The 26,226-nt window shown below is 72.1% G+C and carries 27 protein-coding genes; 13 read left to right on the forward strand and 14 right to left on the reverse strand.

Annotation, left to right across the window (positions count from 1 at the left end):
- Positions 1–96 precede the first annotated feature (96 nt).
- Genes ACIQWX_RS41745 through ACIQWX_RS41755 form a run of 3 tightly spaced genes read left to right on the forward strand, consistent with a single transcriptional unit; the run spans position 97 to position 3,072 of the window.
- On the forward strand, positions 97–984 hold the full coding sequence (locus ACIQWX_RS41745) for an SGNH/GDSL hydrolase family protein (protein ID WP_400883656.1): 888 nt from the start codon (positions 97–99) through the stop codon (positions 982–984).
- A gap of 31 nt (positions 985–1,015) precedes the next feature.
- Positions 1,016–1,960, forward strand: a complete 945-nt coding sequence (locus tag ACIQWX_RS41750) for a 2-hydroxyacid dehydrogenase (RefSeq protein WP_400883658.1) — start codon at positions 1,016–1,018, stop codon at positions 1,958–1,960.
- A complete protein-coding gene (locus tag ACIQWX_RS41755) occupies positions 1,957–3,072 on the forward strand; it encodes a glycerate kinase (RefSeq protein ID WP_400883661.1) in 1,116 nt (371 codons plus the stop codon). Before ACIQWX_RS41750 ends, ACIQWX_RS41755 begins: the two co-directional genes overlap by 4 nt.
- Positions 3,073–3,437: 365 nt before the next feature.
- On the opposite strand, the gene ACIQWX_RS41760 is transcribed toward ACIQWX_RS41755, so the two are convergent.
- Entirely contained in the window at positions 3,438–3,731 is a 294-nt protein-coding gene (locus ACIQWX_RS41760) for an iron-sulfur cluster biosynthesis family protein (RefSeq protein ID WP_020644357.1), read from the reverse strand.
- An 83-nt stretch (positions 3,732–3,814) separates the two neighbouring features.
- Positions 3,815–4,225: a hypothetical protein gene (locus ACIQWX_RS41765; protein ID WP_400883665.1), complete on the reverse strand. Its 411-nt coding sequence runs from the start codon at positions 4,223–4,225 to the stop codon at positions 3,815–3,817.
- A 151-nt stretch (positions 4,226–4,376) separates the two neighbouring features.
- Here ACIQWX_RS41765 and ACIQWX_RS41770 point away from each other — a divergent pair, with 151 nt between their 5' ends.
- From ACIQWX_RS41770 to shbA, 4 genes are all read left to right on the forward strand, one after another.
- On the forward strand, positions 4,377–4,856 hold the full coding sequence (locus ACIQWX_RS41770) for a GtrA family protein (protein ID WP_400883668.1): 480 nt from the start codon (positions 4,377–4,379) through the stop codon (positions 4,854–4,856).
- 11 nt (positions 4,857–4,867) lie between these two features.
- The gene (locus tag ACIQWX_RS41775; protein ID WP_400883670.1) at positions 4,868–5,221 is read left to right on the forward strand and encodes a YidH family protein; all 354 of its coding nucleotides are present in this window, start codon (positions 4,868–4,870) and stop codon (positions 5,219–5,221) included.
- An 808-nt stretch (positions 5,222–6,029) separates the two neighbouring features.
- A complete protein-coding gene (locus tag ACIQWX_RS41780) occupies positions 6,030–6,326 on the forward strand; it encodes a DUF202 domain-containing protein (RefSeq protein WP_400883673.1) in 297 nt (98 codons plus the stop codon).
- Positions 6,327–6,580: 254 nt separating this feature from the next.
- Positions 6,581–7,237 carry an RNA polymerase sigma factor ShbA gene (shbA, locus tag ACIQWX_RS41785; protein WP_400883676.1) on the forward strand — a complete coding sequence of 219 codons (657 nt, stop codon included), beginning with the start codon at positions 6,581–6,583 and terminating at the stop codon, positions 7,235–7,237.
- 31 nt (positions 7,238–7,268) lie between these two features.
- Here the strand turns inward: shbA and ACIQWX_RS41790 are convergent, their stop codons facing one another.
- Genes ACIQWX_RS41790 through ACIQWX_RS41800 form a run of 3 tightly spaced genes read right to left on the reverse strand, consistent with a single transcriptional unit; the run spans position 7,269 to position 9,429 of the window.
- Positions 7,269–8,120, reverse strand: coding sequence for an amidohydrolase family protein (locus tag ACIQWX_RS41790; RefSeq protein WP_400883679.1), 852 nt, complete (start codon positions 8,118–8,120; stop codon positions 7,269–7,271).
- The gene (locus ACIQWX_RS41795; protein ID WP_400883681.1) at positions 8,117–9,085 is read right to left on the reverse strand and encodes an aldo/keto reductase; all 969 of its coding nucleotides are present in this window, start codon (positions 9,083–9,085) and stop codon (positions 8,117–8,119) included. Before ACIQWX_RS41795 ends, ACIQWX_RS41790 begins: the two co-directional genes overlap by 4 nt.
- Before the next feature lie 5 nt (positions 9,086–9,090).
- Positions 9,091–9,429, reverse strand: a complete 339-nt coding sequence (locus ACIQWX_RS41800) for an L-rhamnose mutarotase (protein WP_086674969.1) — start codon at positions 9,427–9,429, stop codon at positions 9,091–9,093.
- A gap of 80 nt (positions 9,430–9,509) precedes the next feature.
- Here ACIQWX_RS41800 and ACIQWX_RS41805 point away from each other — a divergent pair, with 80 nt between their 5' ends.
- Positions 9,510–10,232: a FadR/GntR family transcriptional regulator gene (locus ACIQWX_RS41805; protein ID WP_400883683.1), complete on the forward strand. Its 723-nt coding sequence runs from the start codon at positions 9,510–9,512 to the stop codon at positions 10,230–10,232.
- A 28-nt stretch (positions 10,233–10,260) separates the two neighbouring features.
- Here ACIQWX_RS41805 and ACIQWX_RS41810 read toward each other — a convergent pair whose 3' ends face one another.
- From ACIQWX_RS41810 to ACIQWX_RS41835, 6 genes are read right to left on the reverse strand one after another with little or no spacing between them, the layout of a single operon-like run.
- Complete coding sequence (locus ACIQWX_RS41810; protein WP_400883686.1) at positions 10,261–11,274, reverse strand: ABC transporter permease; 1,014 nt, start codon at positions 11,272–11,274, stop codon at positions 10,261–10,263.
- A complete protein-coding gene (locus ACIQWX_RS41815; RefSeq protein ID WP_400883688.1) occupies positions 11,271–12,794 on the reverse strand; it encodes a sugar ABC transporter ATP-binding protein in 1,524 nt (507 codons plus the stop codon). Before ACIQWX_RS41815 ends, ACIQWX_RS41810 begins: the two co-directional genes overlap by 4 nt.
- A complete protein-coding gene (locus tag ACIQWX_RS41820) occupies positions 12,791–13,822 on the reverse strand; it encodes a sugar ABC transporter substrate-binding protein (RefSeq protein WP_400884336.1) in 1,032 nt (343 codons plus the stop codon). The genes ACIQWX_RS41815 and ACIQWX_RS41820 overlap by 4 nt, the downstream gene beginning before the upstream one ends.
- Positions 13,823–13,882: 60 nt before the next feature.
- Positions 13,883–14,629, reverse strand: a complete 747-nt coding sequence (locus ACIQWX_RS41825) for an SDR family NAD(P)-dependent oxidoreductase (protein WP_400883690.1) — start codon at positions 14,627–14,629, stop codon at positions 13,883–13,885.
- Positions 14,622–15,926: an enolase C-terminal domain-like protein gene (locus tag ACIQWX_RS41830; RefSeq protein ID WP_400883692.1), complete on the reverse strand. Its 1,305-nt coding sequence runs from the start codon at positions 15,924–15,926 to the stop codon at positions 14,622–14,624. Before ACIQWX_RS41830 ends, ACIQWX_RS41825 begins: the two co-directional genes overlap by 8 nt.
- 2 nt (positions 15,927–15,928) lie before the next feature.
- Complete coding sequence (locus ACIQWX_RS41835; protein ID WP_400883694.1) at positions 15,929–16,780, reverse strand: fumarylacetoacetate hydrolase family protein; 852 nt, start codon at positions 16,778–16,780, stop codon at positions 15,929–15,931.
- 205 nt (positions 16,781–16,985) lie between these two features.
- Here ACIQWX_RS41835 and ACIQWX_RS41840 point away from each other — a divergent pair, with 205 nt between their 5' ends.
- Complete coding sequence (locus ACIQWX_RS41840) at positions 16,986–18,191, forward strand: multidrug effflux MFS transporter (protein ID WP_400883696.1); 1,206 nt, start codon at positions 16,986–16,988, stop codon at positions 18,189–18,191.
- Here the strand turns inward: ACIQWX_RS41840 and ACIQWX_RS41845 are convergent.
- Complete coding sequence (locus ACIQWX_RS41845; RefSeq protein WP_400883698.1) at positions 18,181–18,435, reverse strand: hypothetical protein; 255 nt, start codon at positions 18,433–18,435, stop codon at positions 18,181–18,183. The two genes, ACIQWX_RS41840 and ACIQWX_RS41845, sit on opposite strands and share 11 nt — an antisense overlap.
- 55 nt (positions 18,436–18,490) lie before the next feature.
- Between ACIQWX_RS41845 and ACIQWX_RS41850 the strand changes: the two genes are divergently transcribed.
- A complete protein-coding gene (locus tag ACIQWX_RS41850) occupies positions 18,491–19,234 on the forward strand; it encodes a MerR family transcriptional regulator (RefSeq protein ID WP_400883700.1) in 744 nt (247 codons plus the stop codon).
- On the opposite strand, the gene ACIQWX_RS41855 is transcribed toward ACIQWX_RS41850, so the two are convergent.
- Positions 19,203–20,426, reverse strand: a complete 1,224-nt coding sequence (locus ACIQWX_RS41855) for an NAD(P)/FAD-dependent oxidoreductase (protein WP_400883702.1) — start codon at positions 20,424–20,426, stop codon at positions 19,203–19,205. The genes ACIQWX_RS41850 and ACIQWX_RS41855 overlap by 32 nt on opposite strands.
- 209 nt (positions 20,427–20,635) lie before the next feature.
- Here ACIQWX_RS41855 and ACIQWX_RS41860 point away from each other — a divergent pair, with 209 nt between their 5' ends.
- The 3 genes from ACIQWX_RS41860 to ACIQWX_RS41870 all read left to right on the forward strand — a co-directional run bounded on the left by ACIQWX_RS41860 (position 20,636) and on the right by ACIQWX_RS41870 (position 25,091).
- On the forward strand, positions 20,636–20,839 hold the full coding sequence (locus ACIQWX_RS41860; RefSeq protein ID WP_364450795.1) for a hypothetical protein: 204 nt from the start codon (positions 20,636–20,638) through the stop codon (positions 20,837–20,839).
- 59 nt (positions 20,840–20,898) lie between these two features.
- Entirely contained in the window at positions 20,899–22,866 is a 1,968-nt protein-coding gene (locus ACIQWX_RS41865; protein WP_400883704.1) for an SDR family oxidoreductase, read from the forward strand.
- Between the two features lie 443 nt (positions 22,867–23,309).
- The gene (locus ACIQWX_RS41870) at positions 23,310–25,091 is read left to right on the forward strand and encodes a hypothetical protein (RefSeq protein ID WP_400883707.1); all 1,782 of its coding nucleotides are present in this window, start codon (positions 23,310–23,312) and stop codon (positions 25,089–25,091) included.
- On the opposite strand, the gene ACIQWX_RS41875 is transcribed toward ACIQWX_RS41870, so the two are convergent.
- A complete protein-coding gene (locus tag ACIQWX_RS41875; RefSeq protein ID WP_400883709.1) occupies positions 25,088–26,212 on the reverse strand; it encodes an FAD-dependent oxidoreductase in 1,125 nt (374 codons plus the stop codon). The genes ACIQWX_RS41870 and ACIQWX_RS41875 overlap by 4 nt on opposite strands.
- Between the last annotated feature and the right edge of the window lie 14 nt (positions 26,213–26,226).

Genomic DNA, 26,226 nt, shown 5'->3' on the forward strand with positions numbered 1-26,226 from the left:
CGATCGGCGTGACCGGGCCGGGTGAGGCCGATTGACTTTTCACCGCGTGCGAGCTGAGTGTGTAAGTCCTTCACCCTGCTCGCCAACGGAGGCAGCATGCGCAAGCGCCTGTCCGCCCTGCTCACCATCCCCGCGCTCGCCGTGCTCGCCTTCGCCGCCCCGGCGTCGGCGAGCCCGGCCTACCACGAGTACGTCGCCTTGGGCGATTCGTGGACCGCCGACGTCTTCGTCACCTTGCCGCCCAGCACCGAGTTCACCCCGCTCGACTGCGCGCAGTCCACTTCGGACTACCCGCACGACCTGGCCGGCGCGCTGGGCGTCGAGACGTTCCGCGACGCGAGCTGCGGCGGCGCGACGACGACCGACTTCACGCAGCCGCAGAAGCTGCCGCTCGGCGGGACGAACCCGCCGCAGTTCGACCGGCTCACGGCCACCACGGACCTGGTCACCGTCGGGATCGGCGGCAACGACATCGGACTCGCCTCCGCCGTGACGAAGTGCCTCAACCTGCTGCCGGTCAGCACGTGCAAGGCGAAGTTCACCGCGGGCGGCGTCGACCAGCTGGAAAACGCTGTCGCGGCGACAGAACCGAAGGTCGCCGCATCGCTGCGGGCGATCAAAGAGCGCTCGCCGAACGCGCGGATCCTGCTGGTCAACTACCTCGCCGGGCTGCCCTCGAGCGGGAAGGGCTGCTGGCCGGTCATCCCGATCGCCGATGGCGACGTCGCCTACCTGCAGGCGAAGTTCCTTTCGATGAACGCGATGCTCGCGCGCGTGGCCGCGGACAACGGCGTCGAACTCGTCGACACCTACTCCCCCACGCTCGGGCACGACGCCTGCCAAGCGCCCACTGTCCGGTACGTCGAGGGCCTGATCCCGATCTCGACGAGCAACCCGCTGCTGCTCGCGTTCCCCTTCCACCCCAACGGAGCCGGGGCCGCCGCGCAGTCGGAGATCGTCCTCGACGCGGTTCAGCGAGGCTAAAATTGTCGGTGCCGTGAACTAGTCTGTCGGGGTGGCCAAGATCGTGGTGACCCGATGGATTCCCGACGACGCGGTGAAGCTCCTCGCCGAGGCGGGCGACGTGGAAGTGTCGCCCGCCGATCGGCCGTTGGCGCCGGGCGAACTGCACGAGTTCGTCTCCGGCGCTTCGGCCGTCGTCGGGATGCTGCACGACCGGCTCGACGGCGCGCTGGCCGACGCCGCCGGGCCGGAGCTGAAGGTGGTGGCGAACGTCGCCGTGGGGTACGACAACGTCGACGTGCCGGCGCTGGCGTCGCGCGGGATCGTCGTCACGAACACGCCGGGGGTGCTGACCGACGCGACCGCCGACCTCGCGTTCGGCCTGCTGCTCGCCGTCACGCGGCGGATCGGCGAAGGGGAACGGCTGCTGCGCTCGCGCACGCCGTGGTCGTTCCACCTCGGGTTCCTGCTCGGCTCGGGCCTGCAGGGCAAGACGCTCGGCATCGTCGGGCTCGGCCAGATCGGCCGCGCGATGGCCCGCCGCGCGGAGGCGTTCGGGATGTCGATCGTCTACTCGGGACGGTCGAAACAGGACACCGACGCGGAATTCGTGTCCTTCGAAGAACTCCTGGCGCGGTCGGACGTCGTTTCGCTGCACTGCCCGTTGACGCCCGAGACCCGGCACCTCATCGACGCGGCAGCGTTGCACGCCATGAAACCCGGTGCCTACCTGGTGAACACGACCCGCGGCCCGGTCGTCGACGAGGCCGCGCTGGCGGACGCCCTCGAGGCCGGGGAGATCGCCGGGGCGGCGCTGGACGTGTTCGAGAAGGAGCCCGAGGTCGAACCGCGGCTGCTCGGCCGCGACGACGTCGTGCTGAGCCCGCACCTCGGGTCCGCCACGGTGGAAACGCGGACGGCGATGGCCGTGCTGGCCGCGCGCAACGTCGTCGAAGTGCTGGGCGGGCGTGCCCCGCTGACGGAGGTGAAGCCGTGACCAAGGTCGTCATCGCGCCCGACAAGTTCAAGGGCAGTCTCACCGCGGTCGAGGCGGCGGAGGCGATCGCGCTCGGCGTGCGCGATGCCTTGCCGGACGCCGAGGTCGTCACGTGCCCGGTCGCCGACGGCGGCGAAGGCACCCTCGACGTCCTCGAAGCGGCGGGCGCGCGGATCGTCCGGCTGACGGTCCGCGGTCCGCTGGAGGAGTCCGTCGCGGCGTCTTATGCGGTTTTGGACGGCACGGCGTATGTGGAGTCCGCGCGGGCGTGCGGGATCGAGTTCGTCGAGCCCAGCCCGGAAACGGCGCTGGCCGCGCACACGTGGGGCGTCGGCGAGCTGCTCATGGACGCGCTGGTGCACGGCGCCCGCCGGCTCGTCCTGACGGTCGGCGGCACGGCCAGCACGGACGGCGGCGCCGGAATGCTGGGCGCGCTCGGCGCGGGTGTGCTGGACGCGTTCGGCGCACCGGTCGGCTTGGGCGGCGGCACGCTGGGCCGCGTCGCGTCGGCCGAGCTGGCGCCGGTGCGGGAGCGGCTGGACGGGGTGAGTGTGGCGGTGGCGACCGACGTCACGAACCCGTTGCTGGGGCCATCGGGGGCAGCGGCGGTATTTGGGCCGCAGAAGGGTGCGGGGCCGTCGGAGGTCGAGTTGCTCGACGAAGCACTCGGGCGGTGGGCGCACGCGTTGCAGGTGGGTGGTGCTCCGGACGTCTCGCGGGTGCCGGGGGCGGGGGCCGGCGGTGGGGTGGCCGCGGCCGCGATCGCGCTCGGGGCTTCCGTGGAGTCCGGGTTCGACCTCATCGCGGGATTGACCGGGGTGGACCAGGCCTTGCGGGGTGCGGATCTCGTCATCACCGGGGAGGGGTCGCTCGACGAGCAGAGCCTCAACGGCAAGGCGCCGGCCGGGATCGCGGACCGGGTGCGCGGGATTCCGCTGGTGGTGCTCGCCGGGCGGATCCAGCTCGATGCCGCGGGATTGGCGCGGTTGGGGGTGGTGGGGAGCAGCGCGTTGATCGACCACGCGCCGTCGCTGGAATACGCGCGGGCGCATGCCGCGGAGTTGCTGCGGGCACGCGCGGAGGAGGTGGTGCGCGCCTGGCGAGCGGGCTGACCTGGTCCGGCGGTCCGCCGGCAGAGCTGGTGCGCGCCTGGCCGGCCATCCCGAGCCGGCGCTCCGCCAGGAGAGGGCGGTGCGCGCGTGGCGAGCCGGCTGACCCGGTCCGGCTGCCCGCCAGCAGAGGTGGTGCGCACCTGGCGCGCCGACTGACCCGAGCTGGCCGTCCGCCTGCAGAGGTGGTGTGCGCCTGGCGCCGACTGACCTGGGCCAGCGGTCCGCCTGCAGAGGCGGTGCGCGCCTGGCGGGGATGGCGTGAACGACTCGTTCACCTCGTCCGACGACATGAAAGAGTCGTTCATGTCATCGGCGCGCCGGTGAACGGACCTCTCGCCACGTCGCGAAAGGCCCGTCCGCCGGGGTCAGCTGGTGTGCTGCGGCAGCACGGCGAAGGCGACTCCGCCGGCTTCGTCCTCCTGGACGTCGAGCACCTTGTCGTCGAGCAGCGCCGCGGCCTGCGGTTCCAGGAAGACCTTCGGGCCTTCCTCGGCGCCGAGCACGCTGTCGCCCTCCGCGGGTTCGGGGGCGACGGACAGCGCGAGCTGCGCGCTCTCGCCGTCGGCGTTCTGGACCGCCAGGCGGAGCCCGGCGTCGCCCTCCCCCTGGCTGGTCAGTGCGGTGATCGCCTCGGCGGCGGCTTCGGTCACGGTCAGCATCTACGGCCTTCCCTTCGTCGCGGTCCGATGCACTGGAAGCCCCCACGCTAGGGGCGTCCGTTCGGACGTGCAGTCTGAGCGGATCAGCCCTGCCGCGCCTCGCGGATGGCGTCCGCCACGGAGCCGCCCGCGTAATCCGCCTGTTCGCGCGGATCGGAGTCGGCGTGCCGGCGCGGCACCTCGTCCTCCGGGGTCACCGGCTCGAAGTCGGCGGGCGCGTCCTCGACGGACTCGTCGAGCTCGTCGGCCGGCGTCACCGCGAGCGGGCGCTCCGGGACCGGCTCCGGCTCGGTGTCGGGCACCTCTTCGGCGAGGCGCTGGTCCATCGGCTCGCCCTCGCGGACTTCTCTCGGCGTCGTGCCGAAGCGGTCGGCGGCACTCCAGTGCTCGGGCGGCTCAATACCCTCTTCGAGGGGGTCCACGCGCAGCTCGTCCTCGTCCAGCGCTTCGCTGGGGTCCAAGCTTTCCGGTTCGGCCGCGTCACGGTCACTCACTGGTCTCTCCCGGCGCGTAGGCAATGGGCATCATCGGTGGTGACCTACCCGAGGCCCCGAAGGCCGAAACTCCGGCGGTGTCGCCGGGATCACATTTCTTCAACTGGTTTAACACATTCACAAGTTTGTGAATGCAGGGTAGGTTGGGATCATGGCCACCACCAGGTGCGCACCGGAGCACCGGCTCCTCGCCACCGACCCCGAACGCCACCACGAGCTCGGCACGCACGCGGCGTGGTACGTCGTGGCCGGCGTGGTGACGACCGGCGTCCAGGCCGTGCTGTTCCTCCTGCTGCGCGACCAGCTCGGCTCCCAGGTGGCGAACCTGGTCGCGATCGCGCTGACGACCATCGGCAACACGGAGTTCCACCGCCGCGTGACGTTCGCGGGGCGGCAGAGCAACGCGGGGAAGCGACACCTGCAGGACCTGCTGACGTTCGCGTTCTACGCGGGGTACGGCTCGGCGGTGCTGGCGATCCTGGACGCGGTGGTCGACCGGCCGACGTCGTGGGAAGAGACGGGCACGCTGCTGCTGGCCAGCCTGGTCGGCGGGTTCGTGCGGTTCGCGGTGCTGCGCTGGTGGGTGTTCGCGCACCACACCGAAGGCGCCGCGTCGGCCCACACCGGCTAGCGTCTGGGGGCGTGGCCTCGGACGACATCACCCCGCACTCGGGCGGCAGCGAACCGGACTACCGCTTCACGCTGGCGAACGAGCGGACGTTCCTGGCGTGGCTGCGGACGGCGCTGGGATTGCTGGCGGGAGGGGTCGCGGTCCACCAGCTGGTGCCGGCCCCCGCGGCGGCAAGCGCGGTACTGGCGGGGTTGTGCGTGGTACTGGCGGCAGCGCTGGCGGCGACGGCTTATCCGCGGTGGCGGCGGGTGCAGGTCGCCATGCGGGCCGGGGAGCCGTTGCCGCGGAGCTGGATGATCGTGGTTTTGACGGGCGGCCTGCTGGCGCTGATCGTGGCGGCGGCCGTGCTGTTGGTTGTGTCGTGACGACGCTGGCCGGGGTGCGCACGGGCGGACGGGCGGCCGAGGTGCTTCGGGTCGAGCCGAGCGCCCGGCACACCGAGCGGGCTGCGCTGCTTCGGATCGAGCCAGCCGCCGGCCCGCGGCCCACCAAACGAGCCGCGCCGCCGCGGATCGAGCCAGCCGCTCGCGCGCGGCACACCGAGCCGACCGGGCGCGAGCCGACCGGCACCGCGCAGCAAGGCGAGCCGGCCGCGCGGCTTCAGGCCGAGCCGGCCGCCAATGCGCGGCACCCTGAGCCAGCCGCGCCGCTTCGGATCGAACCGGCCGCCGGCACGCGGCACACCGAGCCAGCCAGGTCCGGCCGGCCCAAGCCGGCCGCGAGCCCCCGACGCACCGCACCAACCGAGCGCGAGCCGACCCACACCGCGCAACAAGGCGCGCCGGCCGCGCCGCCTCGAACCCAACCGACCCCCGGCCCGCGGCCCGCCGAACCAGCCGGGCTTGAGGCGGCCGGCACCGTTCAGCACGACCAGCCGGCCCCGCCGCCTCGAACTGAACCGGCCACCAGCGCGCGCCCCGCTGAGCCGGCCGAGGCCGACCGGACCGCGCGACCCGCGAGCGCGCAGCCCACCAAGCCGGGCGGGCACCAGACGGGCGCGCGACCACGGACCGCACTCGTTTGGACCCCACCCGATCGGGTTACCCGCGCCGCCGAAATCGTCGCTCCGGCCATTCGGCTCAACCGGGCTTCATTCCCGTTCGCTGCCCGAATACCGCGTCCTCGCGATTATCGCGACGTCAGAAGTACCGTCATCCGCCCCCGGACCCCCGCGTGACCAGCCCCGGCGGGGCTCAAGCCGAGCGGACCGGGCTCGCCTGGCGGCGGACCGCCCTCGCCTCCGCCGCCTGCACCGTACTGCTCCTGCACTCCGCCGCCCAGCGCCATGGGGGTGCCGCCCTGGTCCCCGTGGTGTTCGCCGCCGTCACATCGGCCCTGCTCGCGGGCGTGGGCGTGCGGCGGGAACGCACCCTGCGGACCGGACGGCCCGTTGCGATGGGCTCGATGCTGCCCGCCGTCGCGTCGCTCGCCGTGACCGTGACTGCCGCTTCCGTGGCCGTCTTCCACTGACGGGTGAACTCGGCACATCCTGAAACCGATTAATCGCAATGTGCGCGGCCGGGTCGCGGTAACATCACGGTCGCTGCTGCTAACGGGGTATTGGTCGTTGAAATCTGGACTGATCCCCCATGAGGTGCTTACGATTACCCAGCGTCGCACGGAACGCAGGTAAGACCGGGTCCGCCGGAGTATCTGCGATCAGAACGTCACGGAGAGTGGAACCCCCGGCAGCGACGGTCGAGGGTCGGCCGGGGAGACGACTCATGACAGCACCGACGAGGACCGCCCAGCAATCCGACGGCAGCGATCGCGATTATCGCACTCTGGAGTCATCTCCGAGGCCCAGCGGACGGCTGACGAAGGAGGACCTCGACCCGCTCGTCAAGGACGCGGGCGAGGGCAACCCCGCCGCCGTCCACACCCTGCTCAAGATGATCGAGCCGGTCGTGGTGCGGTACTGCCGCGCGCGGATGGGCGGCCGCGACCTCTCCTACCTCTCGGCCGACGACGTCGCGCAGGAGGTCTGCCTCGCGGTGTTGAAGGCCCTTCCCGATTATCAGGACCGCGGCGGCTCCTTCCTCTACCTCGTCCACGCGATCGCGGCCAACAAGGTCGCCGACGCCTACCGCGCCGTCGCCCGCGACCGCTCCGAGCCCGTCCCCGAGCTCCCGGAACGCCCGCTCGTCGCCGGCAACGAGCCCGAATCGCACGCGCTGCACCTCGACCTCGGTGCGCGCCTCGGGCGGCTGCTCGCCTCGCTGCCGCGCGTGCAGCAGGAAATCCTGACCCTGCGCATCGCCGTCGGCTTCTCCGCGCAGGAGACCGCCGAAGCGCTCGGGATCTCCGCGGGCAACGTCCGCGTGACGCAGCACCGGGCGCTGACCCGGCTGCGCGGCATGATCCGCGACGAAGAGTTCTGAGCCACCCCAGCGGCGGGCGGGGAAACCTCTTTTACCCCCTGGAAGGGGTCTCCCCGCCCGCATCCAAGCCGTAGACGCGGCGGGCGTTGTGCTCGAACACGCCCAGCCGCTCGGCGTCCGACAGCGAGCCCGTCAGCGCGATCGCCGCGTCCACGACCAGCTCGTAGGACGCCGCCAGCTCGCAGACCGGCCAGTCCGAGCCGAACAGCAGCCGCGAAGGTCCGAACACGTCCAGCACGTGGTCGACGTACCGGCGCAGGTGCCCGACCTCCCAGCCCGTCCAGTCCGCCTCCGTGACCAGCCCGGAGAGCTTGCACACGACGTTCTCGCGCGCGGCCAGCGCCGCGACGCCGGACGCCCACGGCTCCCACTCCCCCGCCGCGATCGGCGGTTTCGCCGCGTGGTCCAGCACCAGCCGCAGCTCCGGCAGCCGTGCCGCCAGCGACGCCGCCGCGGGCAGCTGGTCGACCCGCACCAGCAGGTCGTACGCCAGGCCCGCCGACGCCACCGCGTTCAATCCCGCCAGCACCGACGGCCGCAGCAGCCAGCCGGCGTCGGGCTCGTTCTCCACCTGGTGCCGGATCCCGACCAGCGGGCCGGCCAAAGAAGCCAACCGCTCCGCGACGTCGGGAGCCGCCAGGTCCACCCAGCCGACCACGCCCGCGACGACCGGTTCCGCGGAAGCGATCGCCAGGAACTCCTCGGTCTCCGAAGCCGACGACACCGTCTGGACCAGCACGGTCGCGTGCACGCCGGCCGCCTTGGTCACCTCGCGCAGGTCGTCCACCGTGTACGGACGGCGGATCGGGTCCAGTGCCTCCCCCGCCATCCACGGGTACTCGCGCCGCGCCGGGTCCCACAGGTGGTGGTGCGAATCGATCACGAGACTCCTTCGGCGAGGACGACGTCGGCGCGCAGCAGGCCCGCGTCGACCAGGTCGGCCCACAGTTCCGGCGGCACGGCGGCCCGCGCGCGCCGCGCGTTCACGCTGACCTGCGAAGGATCATGCGCGCCGACGACGACGGACGCCACCGCGGGGTGCGCCATCGGCAGCGCCAGCGCGGCTTCCGGCAGCTCGACGCCGTGGCGCGCGCAGATCGCCGCGATCCGCCCGGCGCGCTCGACCAGCTCCGCCGAAGCCTCGGCGTAGTCGTAGAAGCGGCCCGGCTCCGCGGTCGCCAGGATGCCGCCGTTGAACGCGCCGCCGACGACCACGGACACGCCGCGGTCGAGGCAGAGCGGCAGCAGCTCGTCGAGCGCCGGCTGGTCGAGCAGCGTGTAGCGCCCGGCCACGAGCAGCACGTCGAGATCGGTCCGGCGGACGAACTCCGTGAGCATCGGCGCCTGGTTCATCCCGGCGCCGAACGCCCCGATCACGCCCTGCTCGCGCAGTTCGCGCAACGCCGGGAACGCGCCGCGCAGAGCTTCCTCGAAGTGGTCGTCGGGGTCGTGGACGTAGACGATGTCGACGCGGTCGAGCCCGAGCCGCGTCAAGCTGTCCTCCAACGAACGCAGAACGCCGTCGCGGCTGAAGTCCCAGCGCCGCTTGTACGCGGCCGGGACGGCGAAGCCCTCGTCGTCGACGTCGCCGGCGCCGTCCGGGTTCGGCTCCAGCACGCGGCCGACCTTCGTGGACAGCACGTATTCGTCGCGGGGGAACGACCGCAGCGCCGCGCCGAGGCGGGTCTCGGAGAGGCCGAGGCCGTAGTGCGGTGCCGTGTCGAAGTAGCGAACGCCCTCGTCCCACGCGCGGCGCACCGTTGCGGCCGCCGTCTCGTCGCTGATCGCGTGGTAGAGGTTGCCCAGCTGCGCGCAGCCGAGACCCAGCGGGGACAGGGAGAGTTCCAACGCCGTCACTCCTTTTCCGGCAGTTCCCAGACCAGCCCGATGCCGGTGTCGCCGCCGGAGTAGTCGTCTTCGACGGCCAGCAGCTCGGCCATCCGGGCCTGCCAGGGGACGTTCGCGGGGTGGTCCCGCAGGGCCGCCCGCATCGCCGCGTAGTCGTCGACTTCGACGACGTGGAAGAGGTCGAGACCGTTACGCCAGATCCGCCATTCGCGCACTCCGGCCTCGCGCAGGGCGGTGTCCAGCTCGGGTGGGATCACCGCGTGGACGGACTCGTACTCGGCCTCTTTCCCGGGCTTCAGCCGGGTATGCAAAGCCACTCTTTGCGGTGCGGGCTGGTGGGTCATCACCACTCCTTGGCCGGGTCATGGCACGCTGGTGTCGAACACCGAAACATCCGAGGTCTGTTGCAGGGAGGGCGGACGCGATGCCCGTCACCGATGTCGCGATCGACAAGATCAAGGACATGATCATCTCCGGCGAGCTGGCGCCGGGCGACCGGCTGCCGAAGGAGGCCGAGCTGGCCCAGCGGCTCGGGCTCTCGCGCAGCTCCCTGCGGGAGGCCGTCAAGGCGTTGTGCCTGATCAGGGTGCTCGACGTCCGCCAGGGCGACGGCACGTACGTCACCAGCCTCGAGCCGAACCTGCTGCTCGACGCGATGACGTTCGTCGTGGACTTCCACCGCGACGACACCGTGCTCGACTTCCTCGCCGTGCGGCGGATCCTCGAGCCGGCGGCGACCGCGCTGGCCGCGTTGCACATGAGCGACGACGACATCACCGAGCTGGGCCAGCTGCTCGGCGAGCTGGAGGACTCGCCGACCGTCGAGGCGCTCGTCGCCAACGACCTGCAGTTCCACCGCAAGATCGCCGACGGCTCCGGCAACCCGGTGCTGTGCTCGCTGCTCGACAGCCTGTCGGGGCCGACCGCCCGCGCCCGCATCTGGCGCGGCCTCACCCAGGAGGGCGCGGTCGCGAAGACGCGGGAGCAGCACACGGCCATCTACGAGGCCATCGCGGCGCGCGAGCCGGAGCTGGCCCGCTCGTGGGCGACCGTGCACGTCGCGGGCGTCGAGCAGTGGCTGCGCAACGCACTGGGCACCGCGGACGACCCGACGGCCACCGAGGAACCCGCTGCCGAAGCTTCCTGACAGTGATCCGATGATCACAGGCTGACCATCAGGTCTGGGGCTTTCCGCCCGCGTACCGGGCGATGATCAGCGCGACCAGGATGATGGCGCCGTAGATCGCGCCCTGCCACTCCGCCGTCACGTGCGCGTAGTTGAGCAGGCTCGACACCGACGACAGCAGCAGGACGCCGGTCAGGGCACCGACGAGGGTGCCCTTGCCGCCGTCGAGCGAGACGCCGCCGATCACCGCCGCCGCGAACACCTGCAGGATCATCCCCGACCCCTGGTTCGCGCCCAGCGCGCCGACATAACCCGTGTACGCGAGCCCGCCGATCGCCGCGAGGATCCCGGCGACGACGAACACCGCCCACGCGATCCGGTCGACGCGCACCCCGGCCGCCCGCGCGGCTTCGCGGTTGCCGCCGATCGCGTACAGCGCGCGGCCGACGCGGTGGTAGCGCAGCACCCAGCCGGCCACGGCGAACAGCAGCGCCGCCAGCCACACCGACATCGGCAGCCCGGCGAACGTCGTCGTCGCCAGGTTGGTGAACGAGTCCGGCAGGTTGAACAGCGTCTTGCCCTTGGTCGAGCCGACCTGCACACCGCGCAGCACGGTCAGCATCGCCAGCGTCACAATGAAGGCGTTCAGCTTCAGCTTCACGATCAGGAAGCCGTTGACGAACCCGACCAGCGCCCCGCACAGCGGGATCACCAGCAGCCCGATCGCGGCGGGCAGCTCCATGCCGAAGCCGGCCGACGCCGCCGGGATCACGACCATCGCGCCCAGCGCGGGCGCCAGGCCCATCGTCGATTCCAGCGACAGGTCGAACTTCCCGGTGATCAGCACCAGCGACTCGCCCAGCACGACCAGCGACAGCGCCGCCGACGCGGTCAGGATGCTGACGATGTTGCTCCAGCCGACGAACGTGTCGTCGACCAGGCCGCCGATGACGAACACCACGACCAGGGCGGGCAAGAGTGCGAGTTCACGCAGCCAGACGGCCTTGCGGCGCCGGGGTGGCGCGGGCAGCTGCGTCGAGGGGGAGGTCATCACGTCGGTCACGAAAGCTCGACTCCTTCGATGTCGGCCACGAGGTCGCCGTCGGACCACCCGGCCTGGTGTTCGGCGACGACGGCCCCGGCGCGCAGCACCAGGACGCGGTCGCTCAGGCGCAGGTCGTCGAGCTCGTCGCTGACGATCAGCACCGCCTTGCCCTCGGCGCGCACCCGGTCGACGACCGCGAGCAGCGCCTCCTTCGACTTCACGTCCACCCCGGCGGTCGGGTTGATCAGCACCACGACCCGCGGGTCGCCGATCAGGGCCCGGGCCAGCACGACCTTCTGCTGGTTGCCGCCGGAGAGGTCCGACACGGGCTGCTCGGCGCTCGCGGCCACGATGTCGTAGTCCTTCAACGCCTGCGACGCCTTCGCCCGCCGAGCGGTGGGCGACGCGATCCCGCCGCGCCCCATCCGGTCCAAAATGGACAGGGTGGCGTTGTCCGCGATCGAGTGCTCCAGCACCAATCCTTCGTGGTGCCGGTCGCGCGGCACGCACCCGACGCCCGCCCGGATCGCCGCCGGGATGTCGCCCGGCCGCAGCGGCGAGCCGTCGACGCGGACCGTGCCCGCGGACGGCGTCCGCAGGCCGTAGACCGTCTCGGCGACCTGGTGCTTCCCGCTGGCGTTGCTGCCCGCGAGCCCGACGACCTCGCCGCGGCGCAGCCGGAAGGAGACGTCCCGGAAGCCGTCGCCGGACAAGCCGTCCACCGAAAGGATTTCCGCCGCGTCCGCTTCCAACGACTCGCGGGAAGCCGCGTCACGGACCGAGAGACCGCCGGGCTCGCCGGTCATCGCGTCGACCAGCTCGGCCTTGCCGACGTCGGCCACCGGCGCGGTGAGCACGTGCTTCGCATCGCGCAGCACCGTGACGGCTTGGCAGACCTCGTACACCTCGTGCAGGTGGTGCGAGATGAACAGGAACGTCACCCCGCCCGCCTGCATCTGGCGCATCCGCTCGAAGAGCCGCTCGATCGCCTGGCTGTCCAGCTGCGCGGTCGGTTCGTCGAGGACGATGAACCGGGCGCCGTAGGAGAGCGCGCGGGCGATCTCGACGAACTGCCGGTCCTCGACCGACAGCTCGCCGGCCGGGGTGTCGACGTCGACGTGCACGTCCCACGAATCCAGCAGTTCGCGGGCCTTGCGCCGCAACGACTTCCAGCCGATCGAGAACCCGCCGCCGGCCTGCCGGTTGAGGAACAGGTTCTCGGCGACGGTGAGCTGCGGGACGACCATCGCGTGCTGGTACACGCAGGCGACGCGCGCCTTCCAATCGTCCTGTTTGGACAGTGGCGGGGCCGGCTCGCCGCCGAACTCGACGTGCCCGGTGTCCGTGGCGGACAGGCCGGTGAGGATGGAGACGAGCGTCGACTTGCCGGCCCCGTTGCGCCCGACGAGCGCGTGCGACTCGCCGGGGTGCACGGTGAGGCTGACGTCGTGCAGCGCCACGGTGGGGCCGTAGCGCTTCCCGACACCTACGGCGCTGACCACCGGGACGGCGGGTTCGCCGGCGGGCAGCGCGGTCACAGGTTGTTCCCCCAGAGGGCCTTGTCGTCCACGTTGTCCTTGGTGATGACGGGCGCGGGCAGCTGGTCTTCGAGGATGCCGGGGCTGATCTCGACGATGGTGCTGTCGTGGTCGGTCGGACCGGCCTTGAACGTCTCTCCTGCCATGGCCTTCTTCAGCCAGTACAGGCCGTACTTCGCGTAGGCGTCGGCCGGCTGGGACACGGTGGCGTCCAGCTCGCCGGCGCGGATCGCGGCCAGCTCCTGGGGGATGCCGTCGTTGGACACGAGCACGATGTGCTTCGGGTCGCCGACCGGGAAGAACAGGTTCTTGCGCTTGAGGGCCTGCTCGGTCGGGGCCAGGTAGACGCCGCCGGCCTGCATGTAGACGCCCTTGATGTCCGGGTTGGCGGTCAGCATGCTGTCCAAACCGGACGATGCCTTGTCGGCCTTCCACTCGGCCGGGATCTCCAGCACCTGGACGCCGGGGTACTTGGCCTTCATGCAGTCGCGGAAGGCTTCCGAGCGGTCGCGGCCGTTGACCGACGCGAGGTCGCCCATGATCTGCACGACCTTGCCGGACTTGACCTTCGCGCCGATCGCGTCGCACGCCTTGGTGCCGTAGGCCTTGTTGTCGGCCCGCACGACCATGGCGACCTTGCCGCTCTCGGGGGCGACGTCGACGGCGACGACTGGCACGCCTTTGTTCTCCGCCTGCTTGAGCCCGGCGACGATGGCGGCCGAGTCCAGCGGCGTCACGACGAGGCCCTTGACGCCCTGGTTGAGGAAGGTGCCGATGTCGGTGATCAGCTTCGCGGGGTCGCTGTCGGCGTTGACCGTCGGGAGGACGTCGACGCCCTCTTCCGCGGCCATCTTCGGCACGTAGTTGTTGTAGGCCTGCCAGAACGGCGAGGTCAGCAGGGGCAGGGTCGCGCCGACCTTGCCGCCGGCGCCGCCACCTGCCGCGGGCGCCGACGCGTTGTCCTTTGTGGACCCGCAGGAAGCCAGGACCAGGCCGCAGACGGCGGCCGTGGCGGCCGCCGTGATCACCCTGCTTTTGAATGACGCTGCACGCACCGCATCCTCCTTGATGACAGCGGAAATCAAGTTCTACTGGGGTTGGACCGGGCCGCGCGGGCGCAGGCCGTACATGCCGCCGTCGACCGCGAGCGCGGTGCCGGTGGTCGAAGCGGAGAGGGGACTCGCGAGGTAGACGATCGCGTTCGCGACCTCCTCGGCGGTGACCAGCCGGCCCATGGGCTGGCGGGCGGCGAGGGCCGCGCGTTCGGCCGCCGGGTCGGCGGCGGCGTCGAGCAGGCGGCCCACCCAGGGGGTGTCCGCCGTGCCCGGGCAGACGCAGTTGACGCGGACGCGGTCGGGCAGGTGGTCGGTCGCCATGGCCAGGGTCAGCGAGAGCACCGCGCCCTTGCTGGCCGAGTAGAGCGCGCGGTTGGGCAGGCCGGCCCAGGCCGCGATGGAGCAGGTGTTGACGATCGCCGCGGACGGCGAGTTCTTGAGGTGCGGCAGCGCGGCGCGGGCGAGCCGGACCATGCCGACGACGTTGACGTCGAACACGCGGTGCCATTCGTCGTCGTCGTTGCCCGTGACGTCGCCCTGAGCACCGATCCCGGCGTTGTTGACGAGGATGTCGAGGCGCCCGAAGCGTTCGACGACGGCGTCGATCGCCGACCGGACTTCGTCGTCGGAGGAGACGTCGCAGCGGAAGCCGTCGTCCCCCGGTTTCAGGTCCAGCACGGCCACCTGCGCGCCGCGGGCGGTCAGGAGGTCCGCGGCCGCCTTGCCGATGCCCGAGGCGCCTCCGGTGACGGCGGCCACCAGGCCCTCGAATTCACTCACTTGCGGTCTCCGTCCACTCGGGACCGTCCGGGAACCGGAACCGGCGCAGCGTGGCGTCGTGCATGCGCGCGGAGAACCCGGGTGCGGTCGGGGCGAGGTACCGGCCGCGCTCGACGACGGCCGGGTCGGTGAAGTGCTCGTGCAGGTGGTCGACCCACTCGATGGAGCGGTCCGCGTCGGTGCCGGACACCGCCACGAAGTCGAACATCGACAGGTGCCGGACGAGTTCGCAGAGCCCGACACCACCGGCGTGCGGGCACACCGGGACGCCGAACTTGGCGGCCAGCAACAGGGTGGCGAGGTTCTCGTTGAAACCGCCGACGCGGGCGGCGTCCAGCTGCAGCACCGAAATCGCGTCCGCTTGCAGCAGCTGCTTGAAGATGACGCGGTTCTGGACGTGCTCACCGGTCGCGACCCGGATCGGCGCAAGCGCTTTCGCGATGGCCGCGTGGCCGAGGACGTCGTCCGGGGACGTCGGCTCCTCGATCCAGTACGGGTCGTACGGCGCGAGTTCGGTCATCCAGTCGACCGCGGCCTGGACGTCCCAGCGCTGGTTGGCGTCGACGGCGATCCGGACGTCCGGGCCGACCGTCTCGCGGGCCAGCTTCATCCGCCGGACGTCGTCTTCGAGGTTGCCGCCGACCTTCAACTTGATCATCTCGAAGCCGTCCGCGACGGCCTGTTCGGCGAGCCGGACGAGTTTCGCGTCGGCGTACCCGAGCCAGCCGGGGGACGTGCTGTAGGCGCGGTAGCCGTGCGCTTCGAGCTGCTTCGCGCGTTCGGCGCGGCCGGGTTCCGCGCGGCGCAGGATCTCCAGGGCTTCGGCCTCGGTGAGCGCGTCGGACAGGTACCGGAAGTCGACCAGGGACACCAGTTCCTCGGGGGTCATGCGTGCCGCGAACTGCCAGACCGGGAGGTTCGCGCGGCGGGCGGCGAGGTCCCAGGCGGCGTTGACGATCGCGCCGACGGCCATGTGCGCTACGCCCTTTTCCGGGCCCAGCCAGCGGAACTGCGAGTCGCCGACGAGCGTGCGGGACAGGTCGCCGAGCGCGGCCGCGTCCTCCGGGACGTCCCGGCCGACGACGTGCGGGGCGAGCGCCCGGATCGCGGCGGCCTGGACGTCGTTGCCGCGGCCGATGGTGAACGCGAGGCCGTAGCCGTCCGGGCCGCCGTCGGTGTGCAGCACGACGTAGGCGGCCGAGTAGTCCGGGTCGGGGTTCATCGCGTCCGAGCCGTCCAGTTCCCTCGACGTCGGGAACCGGACGTCGAGGACCTCCATGCCGGTGATCTTCGCCATGGTCAGGCCTGCCTCGCGACCTGGCGCTGCCGGCCGAGCCCGTCGATCTCGAGCTCGACGACGTCGCCGTCGCGCAGGTACGGCTTCGGGTCGGGCTGCCCGAGCGCGACGCCTTCGGGCGTGCCGGTGTTGATCAGGTCGCCGGGCCGCAGCACCATCACCTGGCTCAGGTGGTGGATGATTTCGGCGACGCCGAAGATCATGTCCTTGGTGGACGAGTCCTGCTTCTTCTCGCCGTTGACCCACAGCCGCAGGCCGAGGTCCTGGGGGTCGGGCACCTCATCCGCCGGGACGAGCGCCGGGCCGAGCGGGTTGAAGTTCTCGCACGACTTGCCCTTGTCCCACTGGGCGGTGCGGAACTGCAGCGCGCGCTCGGAAACGTCGTTCGAGACGACGTAGCCGGCGACGTAGTCAAGGGCCTCCTCGACGCTGTCGAGGTAGCGCGCGGTCTTGCCGATGACGACGCCGAGCTCGACCTCCCAGTCGGTGCTCGTGGAGCCGCGCGGGATGAGGACGTCGTCGGACGGGCCGACCACGACGTCCGGCGCCTTCATGAAGACGACCGGCTCGGTGGGCGGCGTCGCGCCGGTTTCCTCGGCGTGGCGGCGGTAGTTCATGCCGATGCAGACGACCTTGCCGGGCTGGGCGATCGGCGAGCCGACGCGAAGCCCTTCGACGTCGGCCTTCGGGAGCTCCCCGGCGGCGAGCGCGGCGGCCACGCGGGCGATGCCGCCGGTGGCGAGGAACCCGCCGTCGACGTCGGCGGTCAGCCCGCCCAGCTCGTAGGTCGTGCCGTCGTCGGCACGCACGAACGGACGCTCACTCCCCGGCTCCCCGAGACGCACAAGCTGCACGGATTTTCCCTTCACCCGCCCGACCAGACATCCGATGTATATCGCAGCCGGTTCGCTCGATCCAGAGCTGACGCCCAATCGGTCGGAAAATTGATCGGATCAGTACCGGTTCAGTGCTCGTTCGAGCACCGCGTGTCACCGATCACACGCCGGAATAGCGCAGGTCATCGCGTCGCTGGTCGATGTCGAGACCGACAGGAGGCGCATGACCACCACGGCGGAACGTACCGCGCCGAGCAGGCGGGCGCAGCTGAAGTTCGTCCTCATCCTGGGCGGCCTCTCGGCGTTCGGACCGCTTTCGATCGACATGTACCTGCCCGCGCTGCCGCGGATGGCGGCCGACCTCCACGCGGCGGACACGACGGTCCAGTTCACGCTCAGCGCGTTCATCGTCGGCCTGGCGCTCGGGCAGCTGGTGGTCGGGCCGTTGTCGGACTCGTTCGGCCGTCGTCGCCCGCTGCTGGTGGGGCTCGTGCTGTACGTCGTGGGGTCGGTGCTGTGCGCGGTGAGCCCGGACGCGTGGCTGCTGGTCGCCGCGCGGCTGGTGCAGGCCGTCGGCGCGGCGGCCGGCATCGTGATCGCCCGCGCCACGGTGCGCGACCTGTTCGACGGCACCGCGATGACGAAGTTCTTCTCGACGCTGATGCTGGTCAGCGGGCTGGCCCCGATCCTGGCGCCGCTGATCGGCGGGCAGCTGCTGAACTGGACGTCGTGGCGCGGGGTGTTCGTGGTCCTGACGGCGTTCGGGGCGCTGCTGCTGGCCGTGGTGGCGTTCTTCCTGCCGGAGCCTTCGCGCGTCCGGTCGCCGGCGCGGCTCGGCCAGGTGATGCGAACCTACGGGCGGCTGGCGCTGGACCGGTCGTTCGCCGGGTACGCGCTGGCGTCCGGGCTGCTGTTCGCGTCGATGTTCGCCTACATCTCCGGGTCGTCGTTCGCGCTGCAGGGCGTGTACGGGCTGAGCCCGCAGGCGTACAGCGTCGTGTTCGGCGTCAACGGCGTCGGGATCGTGCTGGCGGGCCAGCTCAACGGGCGGCTCGTCGGCCGGGTTTCCGAGCGAGCACTGTTGCTTTCCGGGCTGCTGCTGGGGGTTTTCGGCGGGGCTCTCGTTCTGGTGGCTGCCTTGACGCGGGCTCCGCTGGCGTTCCTGCTGGTGTCGTTGTTCCTGCTCGTGTCGAGCATCGGGCTGGTGATGCCGAACGCGAGTTCGCTGGCGCTGGCGTCGCACGCGCGGTCGGCGGGGGCGGCGTCGGCGTTGCTCGGAGTCCTGCAGTTCGTGGTCGGCGCGGTGGCGACGCCGCTGGTCGGGCTCGGCGGGCCGGGGACGGCGGTGCCGATGGCCGCGACCATGGCCGGGTTCGCGGCGCTGGCATTGGTGGCGTACCTGACCCTGGCGCGGCCCGCTACGGCCTGAGCAGGCGCTCCAGCTCTTCGCCGGCCGGTTCGTGGCCGGCGTCGGCGATCCGCTGCAGCTCCAGGAGGTCGTTCGCGGCGACCGCGCGGCGGGTCAGCAGCGCGCCGGCGTGGTCGCAGCCTTCGTCCAACAGCTCGCTCAGCTCTTCGACGTCGCCGCGGGCTTCGGCGAGGTCGGCGAGCCGGTCGAGCGCCGTTTCGTTGCCCTCGTCGGCCAGCGCGCGCAGGGTCTCGTAGTCCGCCATGCCCGCCATCGTGCAACCTTGCCCCAGGGGCAAGGTCAAGTGCGACGATGGCGGGGTGCTCACCATCGGACAGCTCGCCGGGTACGTCGGGGTGACGGCCAAGACGATCCGCGTCTACCACGCCAAGGGCCTCCTCCCGGAGCCGCCGCGCGACGCGTCCGGCTACCGCCGCTACAGCGCGGCCGACGCCGTCGAGCTGATCAAGATCCGCACGCTGGCCGAGGCGGGCGTGCCGCTGGCCCGCATCCGCGAACTCCGTTCGGGCGACGGCCTCGGGCCGGCGCTCCGGCAGATCGACGACGACCTCGCCGCCCGGATCCGCGGGTTGCAGGACACCCGGGCCCGGCTGCGGCAGCTCGCGGACGGGCACCTGTCCGCCCTGCCCGCGCCGGTGGTGGCTTTCCTGTCCCGCTTGCGCGACCTCGGGTTCACCGAACGGTGGGTGGCGCTGCAAAGCGATCTGTGGCTGCTGGTGTTCGCCACGCACCCGGAGACCGCTCGCGCGAACTTCCGCGACCAGTCGTCGATGCTGGACGATCCGGACCTGCTCGCCGTGGTCCTGGAGTACGACCGGCTGCACGACGTCCCTCCGGACGACCCGCGCGTGGACGCCCTCGCCGAGAAGCTCCTCGCGGCGACGCGGGCGCGCTACGGCTCGGATCTGCCCACGTACGAACGGGGTTCCGCGATCCCGGCTTTGGTGCAGGGCGCGGTCAACGCGTCCTCCCCCGCTTGGCGGCGGCTCGACACGCTGATCCGCGAGGGACTCAGCCGAGCGACGCCAGATCAGCCGTCTTGAGCTGGTCCGCCGTCACCTTCGCGCGGCCGTCGACCAAAGCGCCCAGTGCGTCGCCGTCGTCCCACATGTTCACGTTCATCGCCGCCGCGACTTCGCCGTCGCGCAGCCAGAACGCGGTGAACTCGCGGGCCGCCAGGTCGCCGCGGACGACCAGCTCGTCCGACGCCGGGTCCGCGAGACCCCGGTACTCGCACCCCAGGTCGTACTGGTCGGTGAAGAAGTACGGCGACCCGAGGAACGGTTCGTTCTCCCCCAGCAGGTTCTGCGCCACGTGCGTCCCCTGGTCCTTCGCGTTCGCCCAGTGCTCGACGCGGATGCGGCGCCCGTAGCGCGGGTGGAAGTGCGCCGCGATGTCGCCCACCGCGTACACGTCCGGGGCCGCCGTGCGCAGGCCCGCGTCCACGCACACGCCGCCGTCGTCGGACAGCTCCAGGCCCGCCGCGTGGGCCAGCTCGACCCGGGGTGCCGCGCCGACCGCGATCAGGACCACGTCGGCCGAAACCTCCTCGCCGTTGCCGAGCCGGACGCCGCGGACGCCGTCCGGGCCGCCCGTGATCTCCGCGACCTGCTCGCCCAGGCGGTAGTGCACGCCGTTGGAGACGTGCAGGTCGCGGAACACCCCGCCGACCGTCTCGCCGACGACGTTCGCCAGCGGGACCGGTACCGGGTCCACGACCGTGACGTCGGCGTTGTGGGTCCGGGCCGCCGCCGCGGCCTCCGAGCCGATCCAGCCGGCGCCGACGATCACCACGCGCTCCGCTTCGGCGAACGCCGAACGCAGCTTGAGCGAGTCGTCGAGGCTGCGCAGCGTGTACAGCCCGGGCAGGTCGCCACCGGGCACCGGGAGCGAGCGTGGCCGGGAGCCGGTCGCCAGGACCAGGCGGTCGTAGCGGTGCTCGCCGCCCGCGTCGTCCAGGACCAGGCGGGCGCCCAGCTCGATCCGCGTGGCCGTGACGCCGGGGGTGAACCGGATGTCCTTCTCCGCGTAGAACTTCTCTTCGTGCACCCAGTCGGGTTCGTCGCCGTTGCCGAGCAGGACGCCCTTCGACAGCGCGGGGAGCTCGTACGGCCGGTGCGGGTCGGATCCCATCAGCAGGACTTCGCCGGGGTAGCCGCGTTCGCGCAACGCGGCCGCGGCGGACGCCCCGCCCAGGCCCGCACCGACGATGACGATCTTCCGCGGCTCCGACATCAGTGACCTCCCACGTCGACGAGACGGTGCGGACGGTACTCCCGAACGGGCGTCGCCACGACCGGGGGATACGCCGGAAATCCGCGAAGCGCAAGAGAAAACCCGCGAGTAGGCAGATCGGGTGAACCGGCGTCATAGCGCCTCCGCGCCGTGCTCCCCTCAACGCACGGAGCAACGACCCACGAGGAGAAAAACGGAGGGCGGCGACCATGAGTCGGGGCGAATGGTCGGTCGGCTGCCGGGATCTGGCCGGCAGGCGCAGGGACGTGACGGTGTTCGTCAGCAACGACAAGGTGGTGCTGGTCGCGCCGCCGGGTGAAGCGGCCGTACTGGGCCCGCTCGACGTCGGACGGCTGCGCGCCGCCCTGCGTGACGCCGTCGTGGCGACCGCCGACGAGACGACCGAAACCTGACAACTACCGTTCCTACTTTCCAGTAGGTTAGAGTCGGCCCCCTACCGAAGGGACCGGCCATGACGACCTACTTCGTGACGGGCGCGACGGGCTTCATCGGCAAACGCCTGGTCGCCCGCCTGCTGCGGCGGCCGGAGACGTCCGCCGTGTACGCCTTGGTCCGCGAAACCTCCCGCGAGCGCCTGACCGCCTTGGCCGCGGCCTGGCCGGGCGCGGAGAAGCTGCACCCGGTGGTCGGCGACCTCGCCGAACCGCGCCTCGGCACCGACCCCGCCGGGCTCCCCCACCTCGACCACGTCGTCCACCTCGGCGCGATCTACGACCTCACCGCGGGCGAGGAGGCCAACCGGCGCGCCAACGTCGACGGCACCCGGCACCTGCTCGCCTTCGCCGCCGCGGCCGGGGCGGGGCTGGTGCACCACGTGTCCTCGATCGCCGTCGCGGGCGACCACGCCGGGCGGTTCACCGAGGCCGACTTCGACCTCGGCCAGCGCTTCTCGTCGCCGTACCACGCGACGAAGTTCCAGGCCGAGAAGCTCGTCCGCGAGCAGTCCCTGCCCTTCCGCGTCTACCGGCCCTCGGCCGTCGTCGGCGACTCGCGCACGGGCGAGATGGACAAGGTCGACGGCCCCTACTTCTTCCTGCCCGCCATCTCGCGGCTGGCTTCCCTGCCCGCGCGGCTCCCCTTGGCCGCTCCCGGCCTGGGCGCGACGAACCTGGTGCCGGTCGACTACGTCGTCGAGGCTCTTGCGTTCCTGATGCACCGGGACGCGCCGTCCGGGGCGACCTACCACCTCGCCGCCGCGCGGCCGCAGTCGCTCACCTCCGTCTACAACGCCTTCGCGCGCGCGGCCGGCGGCCCGACGGTCCGGGCCGAGCTGCCCGGCGTGGTGCGGCGCGTGGGCACCCGGCTCGCGCACGCGGCCGCGAACGGCGTCGACCGCGTGCCCGGCGGCCGCGCCACCCGCGCCGCCGTCCTGGAGGAGCTGGGCGTCCCCCTGGACGTGCTGCCGCACCTCAGCATGGACGTCGTCTTCGACACCGCGCGGACCACCACCGCGTTGTTCGGCAGCGGGATCGAGCTGCCGGAGCTGCGGGACTACGCGGCGCCGCTCTACCGGTACTGGCAGGCCCACCTCGATCCCGACCGCGCCCGGCGCGCTCGCGGACTCGCCGGGCGGACGGTGCTGATCACCGGCGCGTCGTCGGGCATCGGCCGGGCGTCGGCGCTCGCCGTGGCGCGCAAGGGCGCGAAGGTGATCCTGGTGGCGCGGCGGGAGTCGGAGCTGGCCGAGGTCCGCGACGAGATCACCGCGGCCGGCGGGGTGGCGGCCGCGTACCCCTGCGACCTCACCGACGGCGACGCCGTCGACGCGCTGGTCAAGGACGTCCTCGGCGAGCACGGCGCGGTCGACATGCTCGTGAACAACGCCGGCCGGTCGATCCGCCGCTCGGTCGCGCTGTCCACCGAACGGTTCCACGACTTCGAGCGCACGATGGCGATCAACTACTTCGGGCCGGTGCGGCTGATCCTCGGGTTCCTGCCGTCGATGGCCGGGCGGCGGTTCGGCCACGTCGTCAACGTGACGACCCAGGGCCTGCAGACCGACACCCCGCGGTTCTCGGCGTACCTGGCGTCGAAGGCGGCGCTGGAGGAGTTCGGGCTGACGGCCGGGCGCGAGACGCTCTCGGACGGCGTCACGTTCACCTCGGTGCGGATGCCCCTGGTGCGGACGCCGATGATCGCGCCGACCGGGTACCGCGGCCTCCCGTCGAGCAGCCCGGAACGCGCGGCCGCGCTCGTCGTCAAGGCGCTGGAGGAGCGGCCGGAGATCCTGAGCCTGCCCGAGGGCCGGGCCGCCGAGCTGGCGACGCTCACCGCGCCGCGGCTGGCGCGGTTCACCGCGCACCTGGCGTACTCGGCGATGCGGGAGTCCGCGCCCGAGGCCCGCGGCCTGCCCCGCCGGCCCGCGCCGGCGGCCGTCGCGGCGGCGATCACCCGCCTGATCTGGCGCCGTCGTGCTTGATCCCCGCGAATTCCGCCGAAACCCTGGATCCGCAGCGACGGTACTTCTACCCTCGCGCGAGTCCCGTACACCGGTGCGGGCGTGAACTGGGGAGTTCGAAATGCGCGAAATCAGCACTGGGGAACGATGCGCCGTCGCCGACGAGACGGCCGCGATAGGCACGGCCCGGTAACACGAGCGCCCCAAGGCGGCCTTGGGTGCGTCTCACGCACCGAAGGCCGCCTTGGGTGCGTCTGACGCACCGAAGGCCACTTTGGGGCGCGAGCCCGGAGGGTCGCGAATGACGCATTCGGGACCTCCGGCGCCGGCAATGCGACATTCGCGGCCGGCGGCGCCTCGCGCGCGTGGACCGCGGCGGCCGGGTGGTGCTGTGCATGCCGGGGCCGGGCCCGGCCGCTACCATCGCTTTCCGGGCGTGATCGGGGAGCGGAAGGCGGGCAGGCGTGGACGTGGCGAGTCCTGCGCGCGCCGCCGACCCGGAACCCGCGCCCGGGAAAGCCCGCCGGCCGCTGGTGCGCTGGGGTGTCCACGCCGGCTGGGTCGTCGTGCTCGCCCTGGCCACCGAACTGCGCGTCGGCCGCTTCGGGTTCCACCCCTCCGACCAGGGCTTCATCCTCGCCCAGGCCTGGCGCGTGCTGCACGGCGAAGTGCCGCACGCCGACATCATCTCCGCGCGGCCACTCGGGTCCGCGGTGCTGCACGTCGCCGACTTCGCGCTGCCGATGCCGCTGTTCTTCGGGTCCAGTTTCCTTTCGATGATCGAGATCATCGTTGCCACCATCGCCTTCGCCGCGCTCGTCACGCGCCGCCGCGTGCTGGAGTGGGGACCGGGCATGACGGCGATGGTCGCGGCGGCGTCGCTGATCAACCTCAACGCCTTCCCGCTGATGGCCTGGCACACCGTCGACGGCATCGCGCTCACCGCGTGCGGTGCCTGGGCCCTCGACACCGGCCTCTCGAAGAACCACCCGCTCGCCCGCCGCGGCGGGCTCGTGCTGCTCGGCTGCGCGGTGTTCGTCAAGCAGAGCTTCGTGCTGGCCGCGGTGATCGGCGTGGTCTGGCTGCTGCTGCACCCGGCCACCCGCGCCGGCAGCCGCCGCGTGCTCCGGTTCGTCCTCGACCTCCTCGCGCTGGGCGCGCCCGGGCTGCTGTACGTCGCTTGGGTCAGCCTCGGCGGCGGGTTCGCCGAGATGGTCGAGCAGCTGACCGGCGGTGTCCCCGCGTACGGCGAACGCCTGCTCGGGCTCTGGCTGGAAGACCCCGAAGCGCTGACCCGGGCGCCGGTGCGGGAGCTGGCCTTCTTCGCCGCGATCGCCGTCGTGCTGCTGGCCGTCCGGCTGCCGGGCGACCGGCTCGGCGCGGCCGGGCGGATCGCGTCCTGGGTGCTGGTGCTCGCCGGGGCCGCCGCGGTCGTCTGGACGGTCGTCGACGGCCGGTTCACCGGCTCCTCGCGCTGGGCGGACGTCCTGTGGTGGATCGTCGCGGTGAGCGTGCCGGTCAACGCGGCCGTGACGCGCAAGGTGCCGTGGGCCGGGCTGCTCGTGCTCGCCACCGGGTTCATGACCAGCCTGTCGTGGGGCAACGACACGCCGACGCTGCTCACCGGCACCCTCGCCTTGACGGCGTTGCTGCTGCTCAGCCACGTCGTCCCGCCCCGGCCGCGGCTGGCCCGCCGCTGGGTGACCGCGACGGCGGGCCTGACCGCGGTGGCGGTGTGCGCCTGGGTCGTCGTCGTCCGCCACGACCAGGCCGCCTACCTCGACCTCGGCCACGACCGGCTGACCGAGGACCTCGGCGACGTCACCCCCACCATGGCCGGCATCCGCACCAACCCCTCGACGCACACGTTCGTCCGGCAGATCCGCGACTGCCTGGACCGGTTCCCGGCGGCGAAGACGGCGGTGCTGCCGGACAGCCCGTTCGCGTATCCCGCGTTCGGGCTGCGCAACCCGTTCCCGCTCGAATGGCCGCTGCCGCTGGAGATCGTCGGCGACGCGCCCGAGCGCATGCTCGCGACGGCGGACGAGCTGAACCGCGAAGGCGGCTACCTGGTGCTGTTCGAAACGGACTCGATCCGGCAGCTCGCGACGGGCGGCCCGGTGCCCGAGTCGATCCCGCTCGACACGCCGGTGTTCGACTACCTCGGCCTGGAGAAGGCGATCCAGGCCCGGCTCACGGGCCGCGCCGTCACGTGCGGCAGCTTCGTCGGGAAGTACGCCCCCTAGTCCTGCTCGCCGCGGACCAGTTCCAGGAGGCTCTCCGGGACGTCGTCGCCGAACAGGCTCTCGAGCAGGACGGCGTCGTCGATCGGGGTCGCCGCGCGGACGAACATCGCCTCCTCGTACTGGTGCAGAGCCGCTTCGACGTCGCCGGGGTGCGCGGCGAGCGCCTGGCCGAGCTCCGCGCCGTCGAGCATGGCCAGGTTGGCGCCTTCGCCGTTCGGGGCGGCGAGGTGGGCGGCGTCGCCGACGAGGGTCACGCCCGGCACGCGGTCCCACCGCAGCCCCACCGGCAGCGTGTAGTGCGGGCGCAGCACCGGGTCGGTGTCGCCGTCGGTGATCAGCGCCGTCAGCTCCGGGGCCCAGCCGTCGAACTCTTCCGCGATCCGCGCGGCGGCCGCGGCGGGGTCGGTGAAGTCGATGGCCTCGAACCAGTCCAGCGGCCGGGCGAGCGCCACGTAGGTGTGCACGGTCTCGCCGCTTTCGCGGTGGGCGTTGATGCCGTCGTCCGGTGAGCCGCCGTGCGCGACCATCGACCCGCTGCCGACCGCCGCCGCGGTCGCCGGGTGCTTCGACTCGACGTCGAACAGGTACGTCTCGACGAACGCCGTGCCCTCGTACTCCGGGGTGGCACCGGTGAGCAGCGGCCGGACCTTCGACCACGCGCCGTCGGCGCCGACGAGCAGGTCTGCGACGACCGTCGAGCCGTCGGCGAAGGTCACTTCGTGGCCGCCGCCGTCGAGCGTGCGGACGCCGGTGACCTTGTGTCCCCAGTGGACAGTGCCTTCGGGGAGCGCGTCGAGCAGCATCTGCCGCAGTTCGCCGCGCTGGACCTCGGGCCGGCCGCCGGTGCCGTCGTCGACCTTCTCGTACAGCAGGTTCCCGTCCCGGTCGAGGATCCGCATCGCCTGGCGGCCGTCCAGGACGAGCCCGCGGAACTCGGCCTCCAGGCGGGCGGCTTCGACGGCGAGCTGCCCGTTGTAGTCGTGGATGTCGAGCATCCCGCCCTGCAGGCGCGCCATCGGGGACGCGTCGGCCTCGTGGACGGTGACGGGGATGCCGTGGACGTGCAGGACGCGGGCCAGGGTGAGGCCGCCGAGTCCGGCGCCGATGATGGTGACGTGCATGGGTGCTCCTTCGG

The sequence above is a fragment of the Amycolatopsis sp. NPDC098790 genome (assembly GCF_044759945.1).
Lineage (GTDB): Bacteria > Actinomycetota > Actinomycetes > Mycobacteriales > Pseudonocardiaceae > Amycolatopsis.

Bases quoted from the DNA above. Each gene is read 5' to 3' on its own strand.
- ACIQWX_RS41865 (WP_400883704.1), top strand. From the start codon at position 20,899: ATGACGACCTACTTCGTGACGGGCGCGACGGGCTTCATCGGCAAACGC.
- ACIQWX_RS41875 (WP_400883709.1), bottom strand. From the start codon at position 26,212: ATGCACGTCACCATCATCGGCGCCGGACTCGGCGGCCTCACCCTGGCC.
- shbA (WP_400883676.1), top strand. From the start codon at position 6,581: ATGACAGCACCGACGAGGACCGCCCAGCAATCCGACGGCAGCGATCGC.
- ACIQWX_RS41745 (WP_400883656.1), top strand. From the start codon at position 97: ATGCGCAAGCGCCTGTCCGCCCTGCTCACCATCCCCGCGCTCGCCGTG.
- ACIQWX_RS41770 (WP_400883668.1), top strand. From the start codon at position 4,377: ATGGCCACCACCAGGTGCGCACCGGAGCACCGGCTCCTCGCCACCGAC.
- ACIQWX_RS41760 (WP_020644357.1), bottom strand. From the start codon at position 3,731: ATGCTGACCGTGACCGAAGCCGCCGCCGAGGCGATCACCGCACTGACC.
- ACIQWX_RS41840 (WP_400883696.1), top strand. From the start codon at position 16,986: ATGACCACCACGGCGGAACGTACCGCGCCGAGCAGGCGGGCGCAGCTG.
- ACIQWX_RS41830 (WP_400883692.1), bottom strand. From the start codon at position 15,926: ATGGCGAAGATCACCGGCATGGAGGTCCTCGACGTCCGGTTCCCGACG.
- ACIQWX_RS41805 (WP_400883683.1), top strand. From the start codon at position 9,510: ATGCCCGTCACCGATGTCGCGATCGACAAGATCAAGGACATGATCATC.
- ACIQWX_RS41845 (WP_400883698.1), bottom strand. From the start codon at position 18,435: ATGGCGGACTACGAGACCCTGCGCGCGCTGGCCGACGAGGGCAACGAA.
- ACIQWX_RS41800 (WP_086674969.1), bottom strand. From the start codon at position 9,429: ATGACCCACCAGCCCGCACCGCAAAGAGTGGCTTTGCATACCCGGCTG.
- ACIQWX_RS41860 (WP_364450795.1), top strand. From the start codon at position 20,636: ATGAGTCGGGGCGAATGGTCGGTCGGCTGCCGGGATCTGGCCGGCAGG.
- ACIQWX_RS41855 (WP_400883702.1), bottom strand. From the start codon at position 20,426: ATGTCGGAGCCGCGGAAGATCGTCATCGTCGGTGCGGGCCTGGGCGGG.